Origin of the sequence: Labrys miyagiensis, from assembly GCF_030160835.1 — a bacterium.
Taxonomy (GTDB): domain Bacteria; phylum Pseudomonadota; class Alphaproteobacteria; order Rhizobiales; family Labraceae; genus Labrys; species Labrys miyagiensis.
Genome location: NZ_BSPC01000023.1, coordinates 148,861 through 169,377 on the forward strand (window position 1 = coordinate 148,861; position 20,517 = coordinate 169,377).

General features: G+C 63.2%; 19 protein-coding genes and 1 pseudogene. 7 read left to right on the top strand and 13 right to left on the bottom strand.

Going from position 1 to position 20,517, the window contains the following annotated elements:
- Positions 1-7: 7 nt before the first annotated feature.
- Both QQL24_RS12980 and QQL24_RS12985 read right to left on the bottom strand, forming a co-directional pair.
- Positions 8-916 (bottom strand): aldo/keto reductase, encoded by a 909-nt coding sequence (locus QQL24_RS12980; RefSeq protein WP_284312534.1) that lies wholly within the window; start codon positions 914-916, stop codon positions 8-10.
- A 45-nt stretch (positions 917-961) separates the two neighbouring features.
- Positions 962-1,882, bottom strand: a complete 921-nt coding sequence (locus tag QQL24_RS12985; RefSeq protein ID WP_284312535.1) for a LysR family transcriptional regulator — start codon at positions 1,880-1,882, stop codon at positions 962-964.
- Positions 1,883-1,992: 110 nt separating this feature from the next.
- On the opposite strand from QQL24_RS12985, the gene QQL24_RS12990 reads away from it, so the two are divergent.
- From QQL24_RS12990 to QQL24_RS13000, 3 genes are all read left to right on the top strand, one after another.
- Positions 1,993-2,742 carry an SDR family oxidoreductase gene (locus QQL24_RS12990; RefSeq protein WP_284312537.1) on the top strand — a complete coding sequence of 250 codons (750 nt, stop codon included), beginning with the start codon at positions 1,993-1,995 and terminating at the stop codon, positions 2,740-2,742.
- A gap of 250 nt (positions 2,743-2,992) precedes the next feature.
- Entirely contained in the window at positions 2,993-4,423 is a 1,431-nt protein-coding gene (locus QQL24_RS12995; RefSeq protein ID WP_284312538.1) for an aldehyde dehydrogenase family protein, read from the top strand.
- A 327-nt stretch (positions 4,424-4,750) separates the two neighbouring features.
- Positions 4,751-5,371, top strand: a complete 621-nt coding sequence (locus QQL24_RS13000; protein WP_348536449.1) for a hypothetical protein — start codon at positions 4,751-4,753, stop codon at positions 5,369-5,371.
- Here the strand turns inward: QQL24_RS13000 and QQL24_RS13005 are convergent.
- From QQL24_RS13005 to QQL24_RS13040, 8 genes are all read right to left on the bottom strand, one after another.
- Positions 5,357-6,031, bottom strand: coding sequence for a tetratricopeptide repeat protein (locus tag QQL24_RS13005; protein WP_284312541.1), 675 nt, complete (start codon positions 6,029-6,031; stop codon positions 5,357-5,359). The two genes, QQL24_RS13000 and QQL24_RS13005, sit on opposite strands and share 15 nt — an antisense overlap.
- Before the next feature lie 287 nt (positions 6,032-6,318).
- Complete coding sequence (locus QQL24_RS13010; RefSeq protein ID WP_284312543.1) at positions 6,319-8,064, bottom strand: ABC transporter substrate-binding protein; 1,746 nt, start codon at positions 8,062-8,064, stop codon at positions 6,319-6,321.
- Between the two features lie 50 nt (positions 8,065-8,114).
- Positions 8,115-8,441 carry a DUF2160 domain-containing protein gene (locus QQL24_RS13015; RefSeq protein WP_284312544.1) on the bottom strand — a complete coding sequence of 109 codons (327 nt, stop codon included), beginning with the start codon at positions 8,439-8,441 and terminating at the stop codon, positions 8,115-8,117.
- A 2-nt stretch (positions 8,442-8,443) separates the two neighbouring features.
- The gene (locus tag QQL24_RS13020) at positions 8,444-9,241 is read right to left on the bottom strand and encodes a carbohydrate ABC transporter permease (RefSeq protein ID WP_284312545.1); all 798 of its coding nucleotides are present in this window, start codon (positions 9,239-9,241) and stop codon (positions 8,444-8,446) included.
- The gene (locus tag QQL24_RS13025; protein ID WP_284312546.1) at positions 9,238-10,131 is read right to left on the bottom strand and encodes a carbohydrate ABC transporter permease; all 894 of its coding nucleotides are present in this window, start codon (positions 10,129-10,131) and stop codon (positions 9,238-9,240) included. The genes QQL24_RS13020 and QQL24_RS13025 overlap by 4 nt, the downstream gene beginning before the upstream one ends.
- Positions 10,131-11,213 (bottom strand): ABC transporter ATP-binding protein, encoded by a 1,083-nt coding sequence (locus QQL24_RS13030; RefSeq protein ID WP_284312548.1) that lies wholly within the window; start codon positions 11,211-11,213, stop codon positions 10,131-10,133. Before QQL24_RS13030 ends, QQL24_RS13025 begins: the two co-directional genes overlap by 1 nt.
- A 9-nt stretch (positions 11,214-11,222) precedes the next feature.
- Positions 11,223-12,299, bottom strand: coding sequence for an ABC transporter ATP-binding protein (locus tag QQL24_RS13035; RefSeq protein WP_284312549.1), 1,077 nt, complete (start codon positions 12,297-12,299; stop codon positions 11,223-11,225).
- A 128-nt stretch (positions 12,300-12,427) separates the two neighbouring features.
- Positions 12,428-13,240 carry a DeoR/GlpR family DNA-binding transcription regulator gene (locus tag QQL24_RS13040; RefSeq protein ID WP_284312550.1) on the bottom strand — a complete coding sequence of 271 codons (813 nt, stop codon included), beginning with the start codon at positions 13,238-13,240 and terminating at the stop codon, positions 12,428-12,430.
- Between the two features lie 557 nt (positions 13,241-13,797).
- Here QQL24_RS13040 and glpD point away from each other — a divergent pair.
- From glpD to QQL24_RS13055, 3 genes and pseudogenes are all read left to right on the top strand, one after another.
- Complete coding sequence (gene glpD, locus QQL24_RS13045) at positions 13,798-15,345, top strand: glycerol-3-phosphate dehydrogenase (RefSeq protein ID WP_284312551.1); 1,548 nt, start codon at positions 13,798-13,800, stop codon at positions 15,343-15,345.
- Between the two features lie 362 nt (positions 15,346-15,707).
- Positions 15,708-17,204 (top strand): glycerol kinase GlpK, encoded by a 1,497-nt coding sequence (gene glpK / locus QQL24_RS13050; RefSeq protein WP_284312552.1) that lies wholly within the window; start codon positions 15,708-15,710, stop codon positions 17,202-17,204.
- Between the two features lie 69 nt (positions 17,205-17,273).
- A pseudogene (locus QQL24_RS13055) lies at positions 17,274-17,471 on the top strand (sugar phosphate isomerase/epimerase); the annotation flags it as partial.
- A 165-nt stretch (positions 17,472-17,636) separates the two neighbouring features.
- On the opposite strand, the gene QQL24_RS13060 reads toward QQL24_RS13055, so the two are convergent.
- Together QQL24_RS13060 and QQL24_RS13065 are read right to left on the bottom strand one after the other, a co-directional pair.
- Positions 17,637-17,987: a hypothetical protein gene (locus QQL24_RS13060; RefSeq protein ID WP_284312553.1), complete on the bottom strand. Its 351-nt coding sequence runs from the start codon at positions 17,985-17,987 to the stop codon at positions 17,637-17,639.
- A gap of 227 nt (positions 17,988-18,214) precedes the next feature.
- Positions 18,215-18,619 (bottom strand): oligopeptide/dipeptide ABC transporter ATP-binding protein, encoded by a 405-nt coding sequence (locus QQL24_RS13065; RefSeq protein WP_284312554.1) that lies wholly within the window; start codon positions 18,617-18,619, stop codon positions 18,215-18,217.
- Positions 18,620-18,767: 148 nt separating this feature from the next.
- Here QQL24_RS13065 and QQL24_RS13070 point away from each other — a divergent pair, with 148 nt between their 5' ends.
- Positions 18,768-19,433 (top strand): TetR/AcrR family transcriptional regulator, encoded by a 666-nt coding sequence (locus QQL24_RS13070; protein ID WP_284312555.1) that lies wholly within the window; start codon positions 18,768-18,770, stop codon positions 19,431-19,433.
- A 252-nt stretch (positions 19,434-19,685) separates the two neighbouring features.
- On the opposite strand, the gene urtE is transcribed toward QQL24_RS13070, so the two are convergent.
- Entirely contained in the window at positions 19,686-20,381 is a 696-nt protein-coding gene (gene urtE, locus QQL24_RS13075) for an urea ABC transporter ATP-binding subunit UrtE (RefSeq protein ID WP_284312556.1), read from the bottom strand.
- Positions 20,382-20,517 lie beyond the last annotated feature (136 nt).

Here is a 20,517-nt window from a genome sequence, read left to right on the forward strand (position 1 = left end):
CTCCCAGCTACGGCAGCTTCTCGCCGCGGGAGGCGACCAGGACCGCGTACCACTCCGCCCGGCCCCAGCGCGGCACATAGGCCTGCGGTATCTCGCGGATGCGGTCGAGGTTCTGGGTGCCGACGATCGGGATGGTGCGGGAGGGGTGGGCCATCAGCCAGCTCAGCGCCGCGGCGGTGCGCGAGACTCCCGTCTCGGAGGCCTTGGCGTCGAACAATGCTACGACCGCACGCGATCGCTCATCCTGAGGCTGTGCCAGCCGGCCGCCGCCGAGCGGGGACCAGGCCAGCACGGCCATGTCGCTCTGGATTGAATGATCCAATATGCCTTCGGTAAGCGGATCAAGATGCAGGGCGGAGAATTCCGGCTGGTGGCTGACGATGGGCAGGCTGAGAAAGGCGGCGAGAGCCTGCGTCTGCGCCACCGTATAGTTGGAGACGCCAATGGCGCCGATCTTGCCGGCGCGATGTGCAGCCTCCAGGGCGGAAGCAATCTCGCTGGGATGGGTGAGGATATCGGGCCTGTGGATCTGCCACAGGTCGATGCGTTCGACATTCATGCGCCTGAGCGAGGCATCGATGGCGGAGGACAGATAGGCCGCCGAGGAATTGTAAGGCGTGCCGGGAACGATGCCACCCTTCGAGGCCAGGATCATCGGTGCGCGCAGGCCGAGGTTGGCGCCGAACACCCGGCCAAGCTGTGTCTCAGAGGCACCGAAGCCGCCATGGCTCTTCGGGCCGTAGATGTCGGCGGTGTCGAACAGGGTCACGCCGGCTTCGAGCGCCGTCTCCACCAGCTTCTGCGCCGTTGCGAGATCCTCCCCGCCGAAGCGCCACATGCCCCAGGCGACCGAACTCACGGAAAAGCCGCTCCTGCCGAGAGGGCGCGTCTTCAGGGGCGCGGGTAGCTCGCTCATTTGTTAATCCTGCTGCTGGGAGGCATTTGATGTAGGACCTTCCTATCAAGCGGGAGCGTGGATGGACACCCCCTCCTCCCAATAAGGTGGATCGCCGAAGGCCCGGCGCAGGTGATCGGCTAGCGCCCGCAGCTTGGCGGAAGGGCGCCGCCCTTCGGGATGGGCGAGGAAGATGGCCTCGCCTTCGGGGCGGATGCCGACATCGACGACGCGCAGGCCGCCGGTGCGAATGAGTGGCCCGGCAATGAAGGTCGGCAGCAGGGCGATGCCGAGGCCCGCCAGAGCGGCGTCGAGGATCATGGCGCCATTGTTGACGCGCAGCGCCACCTTGGCCCGCACGATCTCGACGCCCTCCGGCCCGAGGAAGCGCCAATCCGCCACGCCGCGATTGGTGTAGAAGATGCCCCTGTGATCATCGAGTTCGGCGATCGAGTGCGGCATGCCATGGCGGGCGAGATAGTCGTCGGAGGCCACCAGCAGGCGCCGACTCGGAGCGAGGCGCCAGACCATCAGGCGTGAATCGTCGATCACGCCATGCCTGATCACGCCGTCATAGGCCCCCGAGGCAATGTCGACGCGGCGGTCGTCGAGATCGAGGGTGAGTTCGATCTGGGGATGGGCGGCGAGGAAGGGATAGAGCGCCGGCCCCAGATGCATATGGCCGAAGGTGATGGGCGCGGCGATGCGCATCGGTCCGGCCAGCGTGCCCCGCCGCTCGGAGAGATCCGCGCTCGCCTCCTCTACTTCCCGCAGGATGCGCCGGGCGCGATCGAGAAAGGCCGCCCCATCCTCTGTTACCGACAGGCGCCGCGTTGTACGGTGCAGCAACCTCGCCCCGACGCTTCTTTCCAGTTCCCCCAGCCTTTCGCTGACCACCGATTTCGAGAGGCGCAAGCTTCGCGCCGCCTCGCTGATCGAACCCGCTTCGGCAACCGCCACGAAACTTGCAATACCGTCCAACTTCATCGTTCGGGTTTTCCGGAAGATAGATCCATCTTCTGCAGCATAGTCCGAACGCCTGTCTTGCGCCATATTCCGCTCATCCAAACGGATCTCAAGCAAAGGACCAGACGATCATGGACAGGCTCAAAGGCAAACGCGCGCTCATCACCGGCGGCACCAGCGGCATCGGCCTCGAAACCGCCCGCCAGTTTATCCAGGAAGGCGCCCGCGTGGCGGTAACCGGCACCAATCCCGAGACGCTGGCGGCGGCTCGCAAGGCCCTCGGCGAAGGCGCCCTCGTCATCAAGGCGGACGCTTCGGACGTCGCCGGCCAGAAGGAGGTGGCGGAGGCCGTCAGGCAGGCCTTCGGCGGGCTCGACATCCTGTTCGTCAATGCCGGCATCGCCCTGCTCAAACCGATCGAGGCCTGGACGGAGGCCGACTATGACCGCGTCTTCGCAATCAATGTGAAAGGCCCCTACTTCCTCATCCAGGCCCTGATGCCGCTCCTCGCCAATCCTGCCTCGATCGTGCTGAACACCTCCGTGAACGCCCATATCGGCATGCCGAACTCCAGCGTCTACGCGGCCTCCAAGGCGGCGCTGCAATCGCTGATCCGCACCCTCTCGGGCGAGCTCATCGGCCGTGGCATCCGCCTCAACGCCGTCAGCCCCGGCCCAATCTCAACGCCGCTGTACAGCAAGCTCGGCTTCTCGGAAACAGAGCTGAAGGGTGTCGCCGAAAGCATCAAGGGCCTGGTGCCCGCCGGGCGCTTCGGCGAGCCGAGCGAGATCGCCAAGGCCGTGGTCTTCCTTGCCTCGGACGAGGCGGCCTACACGGTCGGCAGCGAGATCATGATCGATGGCGGCATGGGCACGCTGTAGGAGACTGGCATCATTTCCTCGCAGGCCCGGCGCTCTCCCGGGCCTGTGCTCTTTCATCCTCTTGCACGCTGCTATTGTCGGCTTGTATGGTAGTTCTCCAGCAAACGGCTTTCGGTTTGGAAAGCAATTTGCCCCAAGTATTTTCCTTTCAAAAAGACGCTGTTTCCTTATTGAAAATCCTTTTGCAAAGGCAAAGGCGGCCGCTATATTCGACTGAATACCACCCATAAAATCGCATAGGGAGCGAATGATGAGCCACAATCTGCAGTTCTATATCGATGGAGCCTGGGTCGATCCGGTGGTGCCGAAGGTGCTGGACGTGATCGATCCTTCCAACGAAGATGCCTTCGCCCAGATCTCGCTCGGCTCCAAGGCCGATGTCGACAAGGCCGTCGCCGCCGCGCGCCGCGCCTTCGAAACCTTCGGCTTCACCTCGCGCGAAGAGCGCCTCGACCTCCTCAACCGCATCATCGAGATCTACAAGAAGCGCAGCCAGGACCTTGCCCTCGCGGTTTCGCGCGAAATGGGCGCGCCGCGCCAGTTCGCGCTGGATTCGCAGGTCGGCGTCGGTCTCGCCCATCTCCAGAAGATGGCCGAAGTGCTCAAATCCTTCCAGTTCCAGCACGCCAAGGGCACCTCGGTGGTGGTGAAGGAGCCGATCGGCGTCGTCGGCCTGATCACCCCGTGGAACTGGCCGCTCAACCAGATCACCTGCAAGGTCGCCCCTGCCCTTGCCGCCGGCTGCGCCATGGTGCTAAAGCCCAGCGAGATCGCCCCGCTCGATGCCATCATCTTCGCCGAGATCATGGACGAGGCCGGTACGCCGAAGGGCGTGTTCAACCTCATCAACGGCGACGGCCCCACGGTCGGCGAGGCCCTTTCCGCCCATCCCGGCATCGACATGATGTCCTTCACCGGTTCCACCCGCGCCGGCATCATGGTGGCCAAGGCCGCCGCGGATACCGTCAAGCGCGTGCATCAGGAACTCGGCGGCAAGTCGGCCAACATCCTGTTCCCTGATGTGGACCTCGCCGATGCCGTGCCGAAGGGCGTCAGGGGCTGCTTCGGCAACAGCGGCCAGTCCTGCAACGCGCCCACCCGCATGTTCGTGCCGCGCGAGCATCATGACAAGGCAGCCGAGCTCGCCAAGACGGCGGCCGAGAAGTTCGTGGTCGGCGCGGCCGACGCCTCCGGCACCAATCTCGGCCCGGTGGTCAGCCAGATCCAGTATGACAAGATCCAGGGCCTGATCGAAAGCGGCATCGCCGAGGGCGCCACTCTCGTCACCGGTGGCCCCGGCCGTCCTGCCGATCTCAACCGCGGCTATTATGTGCGCCCTACCGTCTTCGCCAATGTGACGTCGGACATGCGCATCGCCCGCGAGGAGATCTTCGGCCCGGTGCTCTCCATCCTGCCCTATGACAGCGTGGAAGAGGCCATCGATCAGGCCAACGACACCGTCTACGGTCTTGCCTCCTATCTGCAGACCAAGGACCTCGACAAGGCCCGCGCGGTCGCCCGGCGCATGCGCACCGGCAATGTCCATATCAACTATCCGGCCTGGGAGGCCGGCATGCCCTTCGGCGGCTACAAGCAGTCCGGCAATGGCCGCGAATATGCCGAATACGGGCTGGAGGACTTCCTGGAGACCAAGGGTATCCTCGGTTACGAGGCGGCCTGACCGACTCCGTCGCGCGCAGTCAATCGCGCTTTACATCTTGCATGCAATTGGAAGAGGCCGGGTTTTCCCGGCCTTTTCCTGTTTGGCGGAGCCTGAACGGATTGGCTCGCCGGAGCCTGATCGGCCTGTCGCCGATGACAAAAGCAGTTCCACGGCATTGATCGATAGCGTAAGCGGGATCAGGCGTGTTGCGCGGGCAGCGCGCGATTGATTTGACCTGAAAGGACTGCAGCCTTGCGCATCGTTTTTCGCTGCGATCCGCATCTGGCGGATTATCTGCAACGGCCAATGCCTGCGCGTGGCATTCTGCCCGATTGGCTGCGGTCGATGCCGGCCAAGGCCTTTTCAGAGGTCCATGGTCGCGAAATCCGCACAGTCAAGCAATGCCCGCCCTTCGTCGACGCCATGGCACATGGTTTCGTCATCCCGCTTCCCTGCGATGTCAGCGTCGAGAACGGCGTCTTTTCCTGGGACTGGCGCATTCCCGAACCCGCAACCAGGGGGCATCCGCGCGCGCCCTTGAGTTTCCATGTTCCCGAGCAACTGGTGGGAGCGCCCTTTGCCGACGGCCAGGCTGCTCTCAAATTCAACAGCTTCTGGACGATCGAGCTTGAGGAGGGTTGGTCGCTGCTGGCCGTTCACCCCATCAATCGCGACGATCTGCCGTTCCGATTGATTACAGGGTTGGTCGATTCGGACCGGTTTCACGATGGCGGCATCAATTTTCCGGCTGTATGGACCGACCGGGCGTTCAACGGCGTTCTGCCCAGAGGGACACCGGTCGCGCAATGCCTGATTGTGCCGAGAGAGCAGCCCGATCTCGTCTTCGAGCAACTCGAAGGCCCTGCGAAAACTGCCTATGAATCAACCGTTGCCGAGGTCCTCGCCCAACCGGGCATCTACAGAAAGCGCTTTCGCGCCAAGCGCCGGCGTTCATCCGCCGAGTGAGTGCCGCAGCGCCTCGCGATCCAGCCAGAGCCGACCGGTCTGCGCCGATGTCAGCGCCATGGCGATCATGCCGAGGGTCGCAGGTTTCTGCTTGTAGGCGGTACCGTAGGCGATCATTGCGGCATCCATGTCGCCCTCTTCCTGCAGCTGAATCGCAAGGTTGACTGCGGCTTCGGCGAAATCCGGGCGGATGGAGAGAGCCTTGCGATAGGCCGCGATCGCACCTTTTCGATCCTTCAGGTCCTCCCGGGCGGTTGCGAGATCGAACCACACAGAAGCAGGCGCCTTTGCGTTCGCAGCATCGGTGAGCCAGCGAACGGCCTCTTCAATCTCGCCGCCTTCCCACAGCAGCCGGCCCAGCCGGGCCTTGGCTTCCGCGGAACGGACATCAGCAGCAAGGACGGCTCGCCAGGCGGCGACGGCCCCCTTGTCACGGAGGGCGGTCAACAGGCGCGCATGTTCGAGCAAGGTCTCCGGCGTCCGTCCAAGCGCGAGCGCCTGCTCGCAGTGCTGGAGTGCCGCAGGCAGGTTGCCGCCGGCGCGGAAGATCTTAGCCGCGAGCAAATGGCGCGGGAGCGTGACCGCCTGCCCGGCGAGCGCCGTGAGGATGGCTGTCTCTGCCGCCGCAAGCTCGCCCCTGGCGAAGCTGATGGTGGCCATCAGATGGTTGAGTGCCGGATCGCGCGGTGCGGTGCGAAGTCCCGCGGCGCATAACCGCCAGGCTTCCTCCGACCGGCCGGCATTGAAAGCTGCGACGGCGCGGCGGAGGATTTCGATATCAGCGCTTCCAGATTGCCCGCCTATTGCCATGAGGATGCCTGCCTCGCACCGGGAAGCGGCCTTACCGGGCCGACTACTCCGCAGCCGGACGGCCTCGAGAAGAGACATCGCCCAGCTCCAAACGATAGGGCCGGGTTACCCCGACCCTCTCTCTTCGTATGCAGATATCACTTCTTGGGCGGACTTGCCGGCCAGGACTTGATCAGCGCGTCATAGTCGATGGTCTCGCCCTTGGGCTTCTCGTTGTCGAGCACGGGTTGGGGCGCGATGGTGCCGTTCTTCTTGGCTTCCTCGACCCAATGCTCCAACGAGGTCTTCGGGTTCAGCTTGGGACCGCATTTGCCCTGGACGCCCGATTTCTCGAGGCGCGCCATGACGGCGTCCTGCGCAGCGGCGAGGCCGTCCATCGCCTGCTGCGGCGTCTTGGCGCCCGAGGCGGCGTCACCGATGTTCTGCCACCACAACTGCGCCAGCTTGGGATAATCGGGCACGTTGTTGCCGGTCGGGGTCCACTGGACGCGGGCCGGGGAGCGGTAGAACTCGATCAGGCCCCCGAGTTGAGGCGCCCGTTCGGTGAAGCTCTTGTCCCAGATATCGCTTTCGCGGACGAAGGTCAGGCCGACATGGCTCTTCTTCAGCGAAACGGACTTGGACGTGATGAACTGCAGATAGAGCCAGGCAGCCTTGCGGCGATCAGCCGGGGTCGACTTCAAGAGCGTCGCGGAACCGACGTCCTGATAGCCAAGCTTCATGCCATCCTTCCAGTAGGCGCCATGCGGCGAGGGTGCCATGCGCCATTTCGGCGTGCCGTCTGCGTTCATGACGGCGATGCCGGGCTTCACCATGTCGGCGGTAAAGGCGGTATACCAGAAGACCTGCTGGGCGATATTGCCCTGCGCGGGCACGGGTCCGGATTCGGAGAAGGTCATGCCCTGCGCATTCGGCGGCGCATATTTCTTCAGCCATTCCAGATATTTGGTGATGGAGTAAACCGCCGCCGGACCATTGACGTCGCCACCGCGCGCCACGTCCGAGCCGACCGGGTTGCATCCTTCCATGCGGATGCCCCATTCGTCGACAGGCAGGCCGTTCGGCAGACCCTTATCGCCATTGCCGGCCATGGACAGCCAGGCGTCGGTGAAGCGCCAGCCAAGCGACGGGTCCTTCTTGCCATAGTCCATATGGCCAAAAACCTTGACGCCGTCGATGGTGCCGACATCGTTGGTGAAGAAGTCCGCGATGTCTTCATAGGCGGACCAGTTCACAGGCACGCCGAGCTCATAGCCATATTTGGCCTTGAACTTGGCCTTGTAGTCCGGATTCTGGAACCAATCGTACCGGAACCAGTAGAGGTTCGCGAATTGCTGGTCGGGCAATTGGTAGAGATGGCCGTTCGGCGCCGTGGTGAAGGACTTGCCGATGTAGTCATCGATATCGATGCCGGGATTGGTGACATCCTTGCCCTCACCGGCCATGTATTCCGTCAGGTCGACGGCCTGGCCATAGCGGAAATGCGTGCCGATGAAATCGGAGTCGTTGATCCAGCCATCATAGATGTTCTTGCCGGACTGCATCTGGGTCTGGATCTTCTCGACGACGTCGCCTTCTTGGATGACATCGTGATGGACCTTGATGCCCGTGATCTCCTCGAAGGCCTTGGCCAGGGTCTTCGATTCATAGGCGTGGGTGGTCAGGGTCTCGGAGACGACGTTGATCTCCATGCCCTTGAACGGCTCGGCGGCCTTGGAGAACCACTGCAGTTCCTTGGTCTGGTCTTCCTGCGAAAGCGTGGAAGGCTGGAACTCCGGCAGCCACTTCTTGATCGCCGCGTCATCGGCGAATGCCGGGACGGAACTCAGGATCAGTGCGAGCGCAACGGCAGCCAAGCCGGTGCGCCTTGTCGATGAGCGCATAGTCTTTCCTCCCCATAAAGCCAGCATGGCAGCCGGCGTTCCCTACTCCTCTAGACCGTCAGGAACACCCCTACGGCAAAGACGAGCGAAATGATCGAGGCCCACCACAAATCCACCTCGGCCGGCGCGATCGCCAGCCAGATGACGTGGATGAAGGCGGCTCCCAGCAATGAAATGAACAGACGGTCGCCGCGCGTGGTGGCGATGGTCAGGATACCGCGCCGCGGTGTCTCGGGACGGAATACCGCCAGCAGCGTGAAGATCACCAAAAGGAGCGCGATCGCGATGAAGAACAGCGCCACCTGCCAGGTCCAGGCCATCCAGGCATAGGAGTCCGGATCGCTGAGCCGGGTAAAAAGGGTGTTGAGCGTCTCCATGATCACACCCTCCCCAGGGCGAAGCCCTTGGCGATGTAGTTGCGCACGAACCAGATCACGATGGCTCCGGGAATGATGGTGAGCACGCCGGCCGCCGCCAGCAGACCCCAGTCCATGCCGGAAGCGGAGACAGTGCGGGTCATGGTCGCTGCGATCGGCTTCGCGTCGACGCTGGTCAGGGTGCGCGCCAGCAGCAGTTCCACCCAGGAGAACATGAAGCAGAAGAAAGCGGTGACACCGATGCCTGAGGCGATCAGAGGGATATAGATCTTGATGAAGAAGCGCGGGAAGGAATAGCCGTCGAGATAGGCCGTCTCATCGATCTCGCGCGGCACACCAGACATGAAGCCTTCGAGGATCCACACCGCCAGCGGCACGTTGAAGAGGCAATGGGCGAGCGCCACGGCCCAGGGCGTGTCGAACAGGCCGACCGCCGAATAGAGGTTGAAAAACGGCAGGGCAAACACCGCCGCAGGCGCCATGCGGTTGGACAACAGCCAGAAGAACAGGTGCTTGTCGCCGATAAAGCGGTAACGCGAGAAGGCGTAGGCCGCCGGCAGCGCCAGCGTGATCGATAGTACCGTGTTGATCACCACATAGGTCAGCGAGTTGATGTAGCCGGAATACCAGGACTCGTCGGTGAAGATCTTGACATAATTGTCGAAGTTCAGCGTCCGCGGGTAGAGCGTCATCGAGGAGACGATCTCCTCGTTCGTCTTCAGGCTCATGTTCACCAGCCAATAGATCGGCAGCATGATAAAGAAGATATAGACGGCCATGATGGTGGAACGGCCCCTCATGACGGCTTCCTTTCCGCATCCACATTGACCATGATCGTGTAGAACACCCAGCAGACGCCGAGGATAATCAGGTTGTAGACCAGCGACAGCGCCGCGGCCTTACCGAGATCGAACTGACCGAGGGCAAACTTCACCAGCTCGATGGAGATGAAGGTGGTGGAATTGCCCGGCCCGCCGCCGGTGACGACGAAGGGTTCGGTGTAGATCATGAAACTGTCCATGAAGCGCAGCAGCACGGCGATCAACAGCACGCGGCGCATCTTGGGCAGTTGGATGTTGACGAAGATCGCCCAGCGCGAGGCACCGTCGATGCGGGCGGCCTGGTAGTAGGCATCGGGGATGGAGACCAGGCCCGCATAGCACAACAGGGCCACCAGCGAGGTCCAGTGCCAGACGTCCATCACCACCACGGTGGCCCAGGCCGATAAGGGATCGCTGACATAGTTGAAGTCGAGGCCTAGCCAGTTGTTGAGCGCATAGCCGAACAGGCCAATATCCTCACGCGCGAAGATCTGCCAGATCGTGCCGACCACGTTCCACGGAATCAGGAGCGGCAGGGCTATCGAGACCAGGCAAAAGGCGACGGCGATGCCCTTGCGCGGCATGCACAGCGCAACCAGGATGCCGAGCGGCACCTCGATCGCCAGGATGATGGCAGAGAACAGCAGGTTGCGCAGGAGGCTATCGCGGAAACGCCCGCCCAAATCCGTGGTGCCATCAAGCAATTCCTGGAACCAGCCGATGCCATTCCAGAAGAACTGGTTGTTGCCGAAGGTGTCCTGCACCGAATAGTTCACGACCGTCATCAATGGGATCACCGCCGAGAAGGCGACGATCAAGAGCACGGGCAGCACGAAGAACCAGGCACGATTGTTGATCGGCTTTTCCATCAGGCAGCCTCCCCCTCGACGCGGACGCCGCCGGCATAGACATGGATGTTGCGAGCATCGAAGATCATGCCGGCTTCGGAACCGGCGAGTTCCAGCCCGTCCGGAGCCGTGATGATGATGGGAGTGCCACCAAGGTCGACGCGCGCCATGCGGCGGGCGCCGAGATCGTCGATCCGCCTGACGCTGACGGGGAGCCCCTGCCCGGGTTCTGCCAGCAGCGCATGCTCGGGCCGAATGCCGACTTCGACATCCCCGGCCGGCAATCCGCGATAGGCCCGCTCCAGCGGAATAGTCACCGCGCCGGCCCGGGCCGAGCGACCCTCGACCGTGGCCTTGATCAGGTTCATGCCGGGCGAACCGATGAAATAGCCGACGAAGGTGTGGGCCGGCTTTTCGAAAAGCTCGGCCGGCGAGCCCATCTGCACCACCGCGCCGTCATGCATCACCACCACCGTATCGGCGAAGGTAAGCGCCTCGGTCTGGTCATGCGTGACATAGATCATGGTGATGTCGAGCTGGCGGTGCAGCGCCTTCAGCTTCGAACGCAGTTCCCATTTGAGCGCCGGGTCGATGACCGTGAGCGGCTCGTCGAACAGTACCGCGGCGACATCAGGGCGGACGAGGCCCCGGCCGAGCGAGATCTTCTGCTTGGCGTCCGCGGTCAACCCCCGCGCGCGCTTGTTGAGGTCCTTGTCGAGATCCAGCAGCGCAGCGATTTCACTGACCCTGCGGTCGATATCCGGCCTCGCCATGCCGCGATTCTTCAGCGGGAAGGCGAGATTCTGCGCCACCGTCATGGTGTCGTAGATCACCGGGAACTGGAATACCTGGGCAATGTTGCGCTTTTCGGTCGGCAGGCGGGTCACATCGCGCCCGTCGAACAGCACCGCGCCCTCGCTCGGCGTCACCAGCCCTGAAATGATGTTGAGCAGCGTGGTCTTGCCGCAGCCCGAGGGGCCGAGCAGGGCATAGGCACCGCCCTGCTTCCAGACGTGATCGATCTTCTTGAGCGCGTAGTCGGAGGGCTGGGACGGCGTCGCCTTGTAGGAATGGGCGAGGGATTTCAGCGTGATCTCGGCCATGATCCTCTCCTAGGCTACCGGCGCCGCGGCAAGCCGTCCTGCCGTGTCGAAGACGAAGAGGCGCGAAGGCGACACGAACAGGTCGACCGGCGCGCCCGGCACGATCTCGCGGACGCCGGGAACCAGCGCGACGAAGCGATCGTCGTGATAATCGGCATGCACGAAGCTCTCGGAGCCGGAGATCTCGGTGACCGAGACGATCGAGGGCAGGCGCAGGGCGTCCTGGCCGGGCGGCTCGAGCAGGAGATGATTGGGCCGGATACCGAGATGGTAGTCACCATCTGCAAGGCCAGCCGTGGTGCCGGACGCCGGCACGACTTCTCCCGTAGGCAGCCGCAGATCGCTACCCTGTTTGCGGGCGCTGAACACGTTCATCGGCGGATCGGAAAAGACCTGGGCAGTGGCCAAGTCCTTCGGACGGCGATAGACCTCGATGGTGCGCCCGAACTGGGAAATGCGGCCCTGCCAGAGGGTCGCAGTGTTGCCGCCGAGGAGAAGCGCCTCCTGCGGCTCGGTGGTGGCATAGACGAAGACCGCGCCGGACGCCTCGAAGATGCGCGGCAATTCCTCGCGCAATTCCTCGCGCAGCTTGTAATCGAGATTGGCGAGCGGCTCATCGAGCAGGACGAGATCGGCGCGCTTGACGATGGCGCGGGCGATGGCGGTGCGCTGCTGCTGGCCGCCCGAGAGCTGCAGCGGCGTGCGATCCAGCATCGCATCAAGCTTGAGCAGCCGGGCGGCCTGGCGCACTTCGGCATCGATCTCGGCCGCCGGACGCTTCTTCACCCGCAACGGCGAGGCGATGTTCTCGTAGACACTGAGCGAGGGGTAGTTGATGAATTGCTGGTAGACCATCGCCACCGAGCGAGTGCGCACATGAGCGCCGGTTACGTCCTTGCCGTCGACGACAACCCGGCCCGCGCTCGGCCGGTCGAGCCCGGCCATCAGCCGCATCAGCGAGGTCTTGCCCGACAGGGTCGGCCCCAGCAATACGTTGAGGGATCCGCTTTCGAGGGTCAGCGACACATCGGAGATATGCGTCTCCGCGCCGACCGTCTTGCTAACGTTTTCGAGCGTAAGACCCACGCTACGCTTCCCCCGATCAGGACGGCCGCATCACGTGCGGCTCGCTCTTTTTCTCAACCCAGACGAGTTATGAGCGAAAATCGTACCCTCTGCAAGCGAATAAAATGATCATCATAATGAAAAGCCACTCACTCGCCGTCGTCGCTTTCCAGCGCTGAAACCGCCCCTGTCTCGATCACCTCGACCTTGTGTGCGCGGCAGAGGTCGGCGATGGCGGCGGTTGGGAGACGGTCGGTGACGAACACATCGATCTCGCTGAGATGGGCGACGCGCACCGGCGCCGAGCGCGCGAACTTGCTGCTATCCGCCACCAGGACGACCTTGCGCGCATGGTCGATGATGGCGCGCGAGGCCTGCACCTCGAAGATGTCGTAGTCCAGCAGCGTACCGTCGGTATCGATGGCGGAGGTGCCGATGATGGCGAGATCGGCCCGGAACTGGCCGATCATGTCAACGACCTGCGCCCCCACGATGCCGCCATCCGACTGGCGCACCGAGCCGCCGAGCACGAGGACGTTGATGCTCTCCTTGCGGTAGAGATCGGCGGCGACATGCAGATTGTTGGTGATCACCAGCAATCCCTTATGGCCTCCGAGTGCATGCGCCACCTCCTCGGTGGTGGTACCAATATTGATAAAAACGGTGGAATGATCGGGAATGAGAGCGGCAGCAATTTCGCCGATCCGCTGCTTCTGTTCCCCAGCGATCATCTTTCTCGCTTCGTAGCTGAGGTTGACGACACCTGAGGAGACCATGGCGCCACCATGCACGCGCACGATGATCTGGGCCCTGCTCAGGTCGTTGAGATCGCGGCGGATGGTCTGTGGCGTGACGGCAAAATGCGCCGCCAGGTCCTCGACGGTGGCGCGGCCCTTGATGCGCAGCCACTCGACGATCTCCTGCTGTCGGCGGGCGGTGGTTTTCGAACTGGGCAGAGCCATGGCGCTGTGTCACCTGGGATAAGAGACGAAGAACGGGCTGGACGGTGCGGCCGCCTTGACCCGCATGAAACGGAGGGAGAAGGGGTCGGACCAGGCGGCGGCACGGGCGCCGCAGCCTCGGCTTTGCTCCCCGGGGCCAAGCGTCAGAAGTGCGCGGTGCCACACGTGTTCCCCCAAAAACCAGCATGCCTCCTGCGTTCGCCTGCATTTTCGCTATGATCACCTGTTTTGGAAAAAGATGCGACTCTTATCGAAAATGACCGATGGAGCCGGCCTGCTGATTTCCAACCCGACGCCCAAGTTGCATTTATGGTAATTTATTACCATAATTTTTTGGGACAAAGCGACTCAAGTTTTCATATGGACCGTATGATTTTCGTTTTTTCTGGAAATGAGGACAAAACGAACATAAGGATAGCATACACGAACTTTAAGAAACGGATCAGTGGGACCCCGGCTGGGACGGTCCCGGGCAGGGAGGCGGATGCCATGACTTCGACAGTTCCGATAGCCGGTGACCGGCACCACGCAACTCGGTCAGGCGGTAGCGATCTGTGATGACACACTCCCAACCCAGCCCCCCAGCCCCAGCAGCGGATGCGCCCTTCGACGTCTTCGTCATAGGCGGCGGCGTCAATGGCTGCGGCATCGCCCGCGATGCGGCGGGACGCGGCTACAAGGTGCATCTCGCCGAGATGAACGATCTAGCCAGCGGCACCTCGTCCAAGGCCACCAAGCTCATCCACGGGGGCCTGCGCTATCTCGAATATTACGAGTTCCGCCTGGTGCGTGAAGCCCTGATGGAACGCGAGATCCTCTGGCGCAATTCGCCCCATCTCATCCGCCCGCTACGTTTCGTGCTGCCCTATTTCAAGGGCCTGCGCCCGGCCTGGATGCTGCGCCTCGGCCTTTTCCTCTACGACCATATCGGCGGCCGCAAGAAACTGCCTGCCACCCGCACGCTGAACCTGCGCAGCGACGAGGCCGGCAAGCCCCTGAAGCCGATCTTCGACAAGGCCTTCGAATATTCGGACTGCTGGGTCAACGATGCCCGTTTCGTGGCGCTCAACGCGCGCGACGCGGCCGACCGGGGCGCCACCATCCGCACCCGCTGCAAGGTGATCTCGGCCCGGCAGGAGAACGGTCTGTGGCGCATCCGCCTGCGCGACGAGCGCAGCGGTGCCGAGAACGAGGTGACCGCGCGCCTGATCATCAACGCCGCGGGCCCCTGGGTCGACAAGGTGATGGAGGGGGTCCTCTCCCATAACGAACCGAACCAGGTTCGCCTGGTGCAGGGCAGCCATATCGTCGTGCCCAAGATGTTCGAGCACGACCGCTGCTACATCTTCCAGAACCCTGACGGGCGCATCATCTTCGCCATCCCCTATGAGGACGAGTTCACGCTGATCGGCACCACCGACCAGGACTACAAGGATGATCCGGCCAAGGTGGCGATCACGCCGGAGGAGACGGACTATCTGTGCAAGGCGGCAAGCGAATATTTCATCAAGCCCGTGACGCCTGCCGACGTCGTCTGGACCTATTCCGGCGTGCGCCCGCTCTATGACGACAAGGCGAGCGCGGCGCAGGCGGCGACGCGCGATTATGTGATCAAGGAAGAGCGCATCGGAAGTTCGCCGCTCCTCAACATCTTCGGCGGCAAGATCACCACCTATCGCCGCCTCTCCGAGCATATGCTCCAGCATGTGGAGAAGATCCTCGGCGCCAGGAGCGGGCCGTGGACGGAGGATGCCCCGCTGCCTGGAGGTGATATGCCGGGCGCCGATCTCGAAGCTTTCATCCGCAAGCTCACGGCGGACAAGCCCTTCCTCTCCCCTGCCCTGGCGCGCCGCCTCGCCAAGGCCTATGGCACCCGCGCCATGCGCTTCCTCGACAAGGCCAACAGCCTGGCCGATCTCGGCCGGGATTTCGGCATGGGCCTCAGCGCATCCGAGATCGACTATCTGGTCCAGGAGGAATGGGCGGTGACCTCGGAGGACATCCTCTGGCGCCGCTCCAAGCTCGGCCTGCATCTGCCCGCCGAGGTGGCGGGTGAGATCGACGCCTATCTGGCGAGCAAGCACGTCGCGGTCGCTGGAGCGTGACCCAATGGCTCTGGCTACCTGCCCATCGGCAATGAAGAGCTGTCATTCCCGGCCGTATCCTCACAAGCTTTGCTTGTGAGTGCGCTCTTGAGCGAAGCGAGAGAGGGTGAGGGGAAGGAAATCCAGGGGCCAATGGAGCTGAGACTTTTGGCCCCTGGATCCATCCCCTTCCCTCCCAGTCACAAGCAAAGCTTGTGACGTGCTCGCCGGGGATGACAACACCATTCTGCGCCATTGGGTAAAGAGTAAGGGCCGTTGGTATGACTGGAATGTCGACCAGGAAGTCGACCTCCAAACTACCCCGCCCGCCCTCACCAGCGGGCAACCCTGCACCACCATAAGAATCAATGCGGGAGCAAACGATGTCTCGTTATGTCGGCTCGATCGACCAGGGAACCACCAGCACGCGCTTCATCATCTTCGATCGCAAGGGCGAGATCATCTCAAGCGACCAGAAGGAGCACGAGCAGCTCTATCCCAAGCCGGGCTGGGTGGAGCACGATCCGGCCGAGATCTGGCGCAACACGGAGGCTGTGATCGCCGGCGCCCTCCAAAGGAAGGGCCTGGCCGCCGGCGATCTCGCTTCCGTCGGCATCACCAACCAGCGCGAAACCACCATGCTGTGGGACCGCAAGACCGGCAAACCCGCCCACAATGCCGTGGTGTGGATGGACACCCGCACCGACCAGCTCGTCGCCCGGCTGAGCGAGGACAGCGGCAAGGATCGCCTGCGCGCCAAAACCGGCCTGCCGCTCGCCACCTATTTCTCCGGCCTCAAGCTGCGCTGGCTGCTCGACCATGTGCCCGGCGCCCAGAAGGCGGCGGAGGCCGGCGATCTCCTGTTCGGCAACATGGACAGTTGGGTCGTCTGGAACCTCACCGGCGGCACCGAAGGCGGCCTGCACCTCACCGATGTCACCAACGCCTCGCGCACCCAGCTGATGGATCTGGAGACGCTGGACTGGGACAGGGACATCCTCAACCTCTTCGACATCCCCCGTGCCTGCCTGCCCGAGATCCGCTCCTCCAGCGAGGTCTATGGCAAGGCCAGGGGCGTGCTGGCCGACGTGCCGGTGGCCGGCATCCTCGGCGACCAGCAGGCCGCCCTGTTCGGCCAGGCCTGCCTGCAGCCGGGCGAAGCCAAGAACACTTATGGCACCGGCTGCTTCATGCTGATGAACACCGGCGAGAAACCCTATCAGTCGAGCCATGGTCTGCTGACGACGCTCGGCTACAAGCTGGGCAAAGAGAAGGCGGTCTACGCCCTTGAGGGCTCGATCGCCATCGCCGGAGCGTTGGTGCAGTGGCTGCGCGACAATCTCGGGCTGGTGAGGACCGCCCCTGAGATCGAAACGCTGGCCGGCACCGTGCCCGACAATGGCGATGTCTATTTCGTGCCGGCCTTTTCGGGCCTCTACGCCCCGCATTGGAAGGAAAGCGCCCGCGGCGTGATCGCCGGCCTCACACGCTTTGCCAACAAGGGCCACATCGCCCGCGCCGCCCTGGAAGCCACCGCCTTCCAGACGCATGAGGTGATCGAGGCGATGACCAAGGATTCGGGCGTCGAGATCACGGAGTTGCGCACCGATGGCGGCATGGTGGTCAACGAATTGCTGATGCAGTTCCAGGCCGACATCCTGAACGTGCCCGTGGTGCGCCCACGGGTGATCGAGACCACGGCCCTCGGCGCGGCCTATGCGGCCGGCCTTGCCACCGGCTACTGGAATTCGACGCGCGACATCTCCGACAATTGGGGTGTCGACAAGCGCTGGCATCCCGCCATGGCGCAGGCCCAACGCGCCAAGCTGCTGGCGGCCTGGACCAAGGCCGTCGACCGGTCGCTGGACTGGGCGGAGTAGCTGGGAGCGCGGACGTCCCCACGACACTCAAGTGAGTGTCGGACGATCCGCTCTTGAAACGATCGGTTCAAGGATGTCGACGCAGCCGGGAAATGGAGCATGCTCGGTCAGGGCATCTGCGACCTGCCGGCGGTGGTCGACGTCGCTGCAGCAGGTCTGAACTTCAACGGCTGGCTGGTCCCGGAGGAAGAGTCCGACCAGGCGGCCGCCGATCCCGCCGCCGCCGTGAAGGCGAACCGGGAAACGTTGCGCAGCTATGTCGCCTGAATGGGACAGGCCAAGAAAAAGAGCCCCGAAAGGGCTCCTCGCAAGTTCCGTGCGAACATCTTCTACAGCACAACCAAACCACGAGCCTTAACCGCATCGGCAAGGCTTTTGTTCAAGTGGGTGGATACATCACGCGTCCCGTCTTACGAGGCGACACTACAGATCTCACATATGAGCAGTATGGGTGCCGCGCTGTTCGGCCAGCGGAGGCGCCGTCATGGCGGGGCGGCGGTGTTGCAAAACGTGAAACGCGATGCGGCCCGTGCCGATCAGTTCATAATAACGCACGACAGCATCGGCGACACGAGGCCCGTGCCCCGCAAGATTGGCCCGCAGATGTTCTTCCTTGGCGACGACCTTGAAGTCGCCATTGGCGGCCATCAGGCGGCGGGCGCACAGCGCTTCGATGATCGGACGTGTTTCGTCGTTCCAAACATACCAGCCATATTCATCAGCGTTGGCACGCAGGAATTCGAGCTCCTCGGCAGTGAAAATTGAGGAATAGGTGTCTGGCATGGCTCCACCCTATCGATTGACCCTGCTCACAAAACGCGGGCAAGGCTCATTTGGTTCCGTCAATGCAGGCAGTGTGTGACTATAACCCGGGCAGGTGGATTCACCTAGGTACGGTTATCGATTTATCTTTTAAATCAATGCACTTAGTTTAACCATGCGCGAGCAGGAATTGTGCAATCTGTGTCATAATCGAGCAGAACTGTCACAAAAAGGACTTGGGCAAATGCTCAGGCATCGAGCATATGATGGCAAGCCGCCTGATGGCCGGGCGCCACCTCTTGCAGCATCGGGTCTTCGCGCCGGCATAGTTCGCTTGCGCGCGGGCAACGTTTATGGAAACGGCAACCGGCCGGGATCGACGCCGGGTCCGGCGGCTCGCCTTCCAGGGAAGCTCGGCGGCGCTGGCGTTCGCGCACCGGATCGGGCAGCGGAATGGCTGAAAGCAAGGCCGCGGTGTAGGGGCGGCGCGGCGTCCTGAACAGCAACTCGCGTGGCGCCTGTTCAACGATACGGCCCAGATACCTCGCTGCCACCTTACGGCACATATGGGCGACGATGACGCAGGCGAGATAGGGCCCTGTCGCCTGCGGCCCAGCCGGTGTCCTGCACCCGACATGTCGTGGAAACGTCATCCCAGGCGTGCCGGTAAATCCTTGGCGGTACCGCAGAGTCGGAAGCAAGGGGTGCCTCCACCAAAGCAGTGGATGGCCGCTCACATCGCTTGCGTGGATTTTTACGCCCGTATACTCCTCCGCCACCAAGGTCCACAGAGGCACCGCCATGGCCCAGAAAAAAGCCGCCGCCCACAAGTCCAGGGCCGCCAACCGCTCGAAACCGACTGCCGCGCACAAGCGTCCACGCAATGCGGTGGCGACGCGCGAGGCGATCCTGCAGTCGGCGCTCCTCGCCTTCTCGAGGGCCGGCTATGACGGCGTCGGCCTGCGCGAGATCGCCGGTGAGGCCGGCGTCACCGCCATCCTGGTCAACCGCTATTTCGGCTCGAAGGAAGAGATGTTCGTCGAGGCGGTCAAGATCACCTTTGCCGATACCAGCCTGTTCAGCGGCGACGCTGCCTCCATCGCGGACCGGGTGGCGCAGGCGATGGTCGGCAAGGCTGATGAGGACAAGCCCGATGCGATCCGCCTAATGCTGCATTCGGCCTCCAATCCACGCGCTGCAACCATCCTGCGCGAAGCCCTTGCAGGCCAGTTCGAGCGCCCCCTCGCGGCCATGCTCGGAGGGCGGGATACCGGCGAGCGCGCCGCCCTGTTCCTGGCGCTCATCGCCGGCTTCGATCTCATCCGCAACGTCGTCGGCAGTGCTCCGCTGACCGAGGCCGACCAGCCCGGGCTCGCCAGGCGCATCGCCACGATGCTGAAGCCGCTGGTCGAGGACAAGCAGGGCAAGAAGACCGATAAGCCTCAGCAGCTGACGCTGTTCGGGTGAAAAGTCGTAGGGCGCGGCGCGAAGCCTCCCCCACGAAGCTGGGGGTATCGCCCACACAATTGTGTGGGCTGGGCATTGCGAAGCAATGACGGAGGGGGTGTGGGCAGGATAGGGCGCACGAAAGGAAACCTGATCTCCGGTTCCCGAGCCTTGTTCTGGCCACACCCCCTCCGAGCCGGCTTCGCCGGCCCACCTCCCCCAGCTTCGTGGGGGAGGCTCGCCGCGCGCCCTTTTTTGCTTGGTCGAGCTCGTTTACACAGACATACGCTTGCGCACCTCCCTCTCCACCATGCTCTCGCGGGTACCGGACATCACAACCTCGCCGCGGTCCATCACATAGAAATCGTCGGCGAGTTCGCGGGCGAAGTCGAAATATTGTTCCACCAGCACGATGGCGATGTTGCCCTTCTCGCGCAGATACTGGATGGCGCGGCCGATATCCTTGATGATCGAGGGCTGGATGCCTTCCGTCGGCTCGTCGAGCACGAGGAGCGAGGGCCGCGTCACCAGAGCCCGGCCGATGGCGAGCTGCTGCTGCTGGCCCCCGGAGAGGTCGCCGCCGCGCCGGCGCAGCATGTCCTTGAGCACCGGGAAGAGCGAGAAGACGTCCTCGGGGATGAAGCAATCGGCCCGCTTGAGCGGCGCGAAACCGGTCTTGAGGTTCTCCTCAACCGAGAGCAGCGCAAAGATCTCGCGCCCCTGCGGCACATAGCCCACGCCTCGCCGGGCGCGATCCGAGGCGCTGAGCGCGGTGAGATCGGCGCCGTTCCAGCGGATGCGGCCCTTGCTGATCGGCTGGTGGCCGACGAGCGCCCGCAGCAGCGAGGATTTGCCGACACCGTTGCGGCCGAGCACGCAGGTGACTCTGCCGGGGGCGGCCTTGATGGAAACGGAACGCAGCGCCTGCGCCGCGCCGTAATGGAGATCGATGTCGGTTACTTCGAGCATGGTGAGGCTCCTTTGCTGCCTTTCTAGCGAGGTCGCGTAGCCCCTCACCTCTATCCTCTCCCCGTAAGAACGGGGCGAGGGGACTTCGAGGGCACGCCCCTTCTTCAGAACGCTCATCTCGCACTGCGGCTGGGCG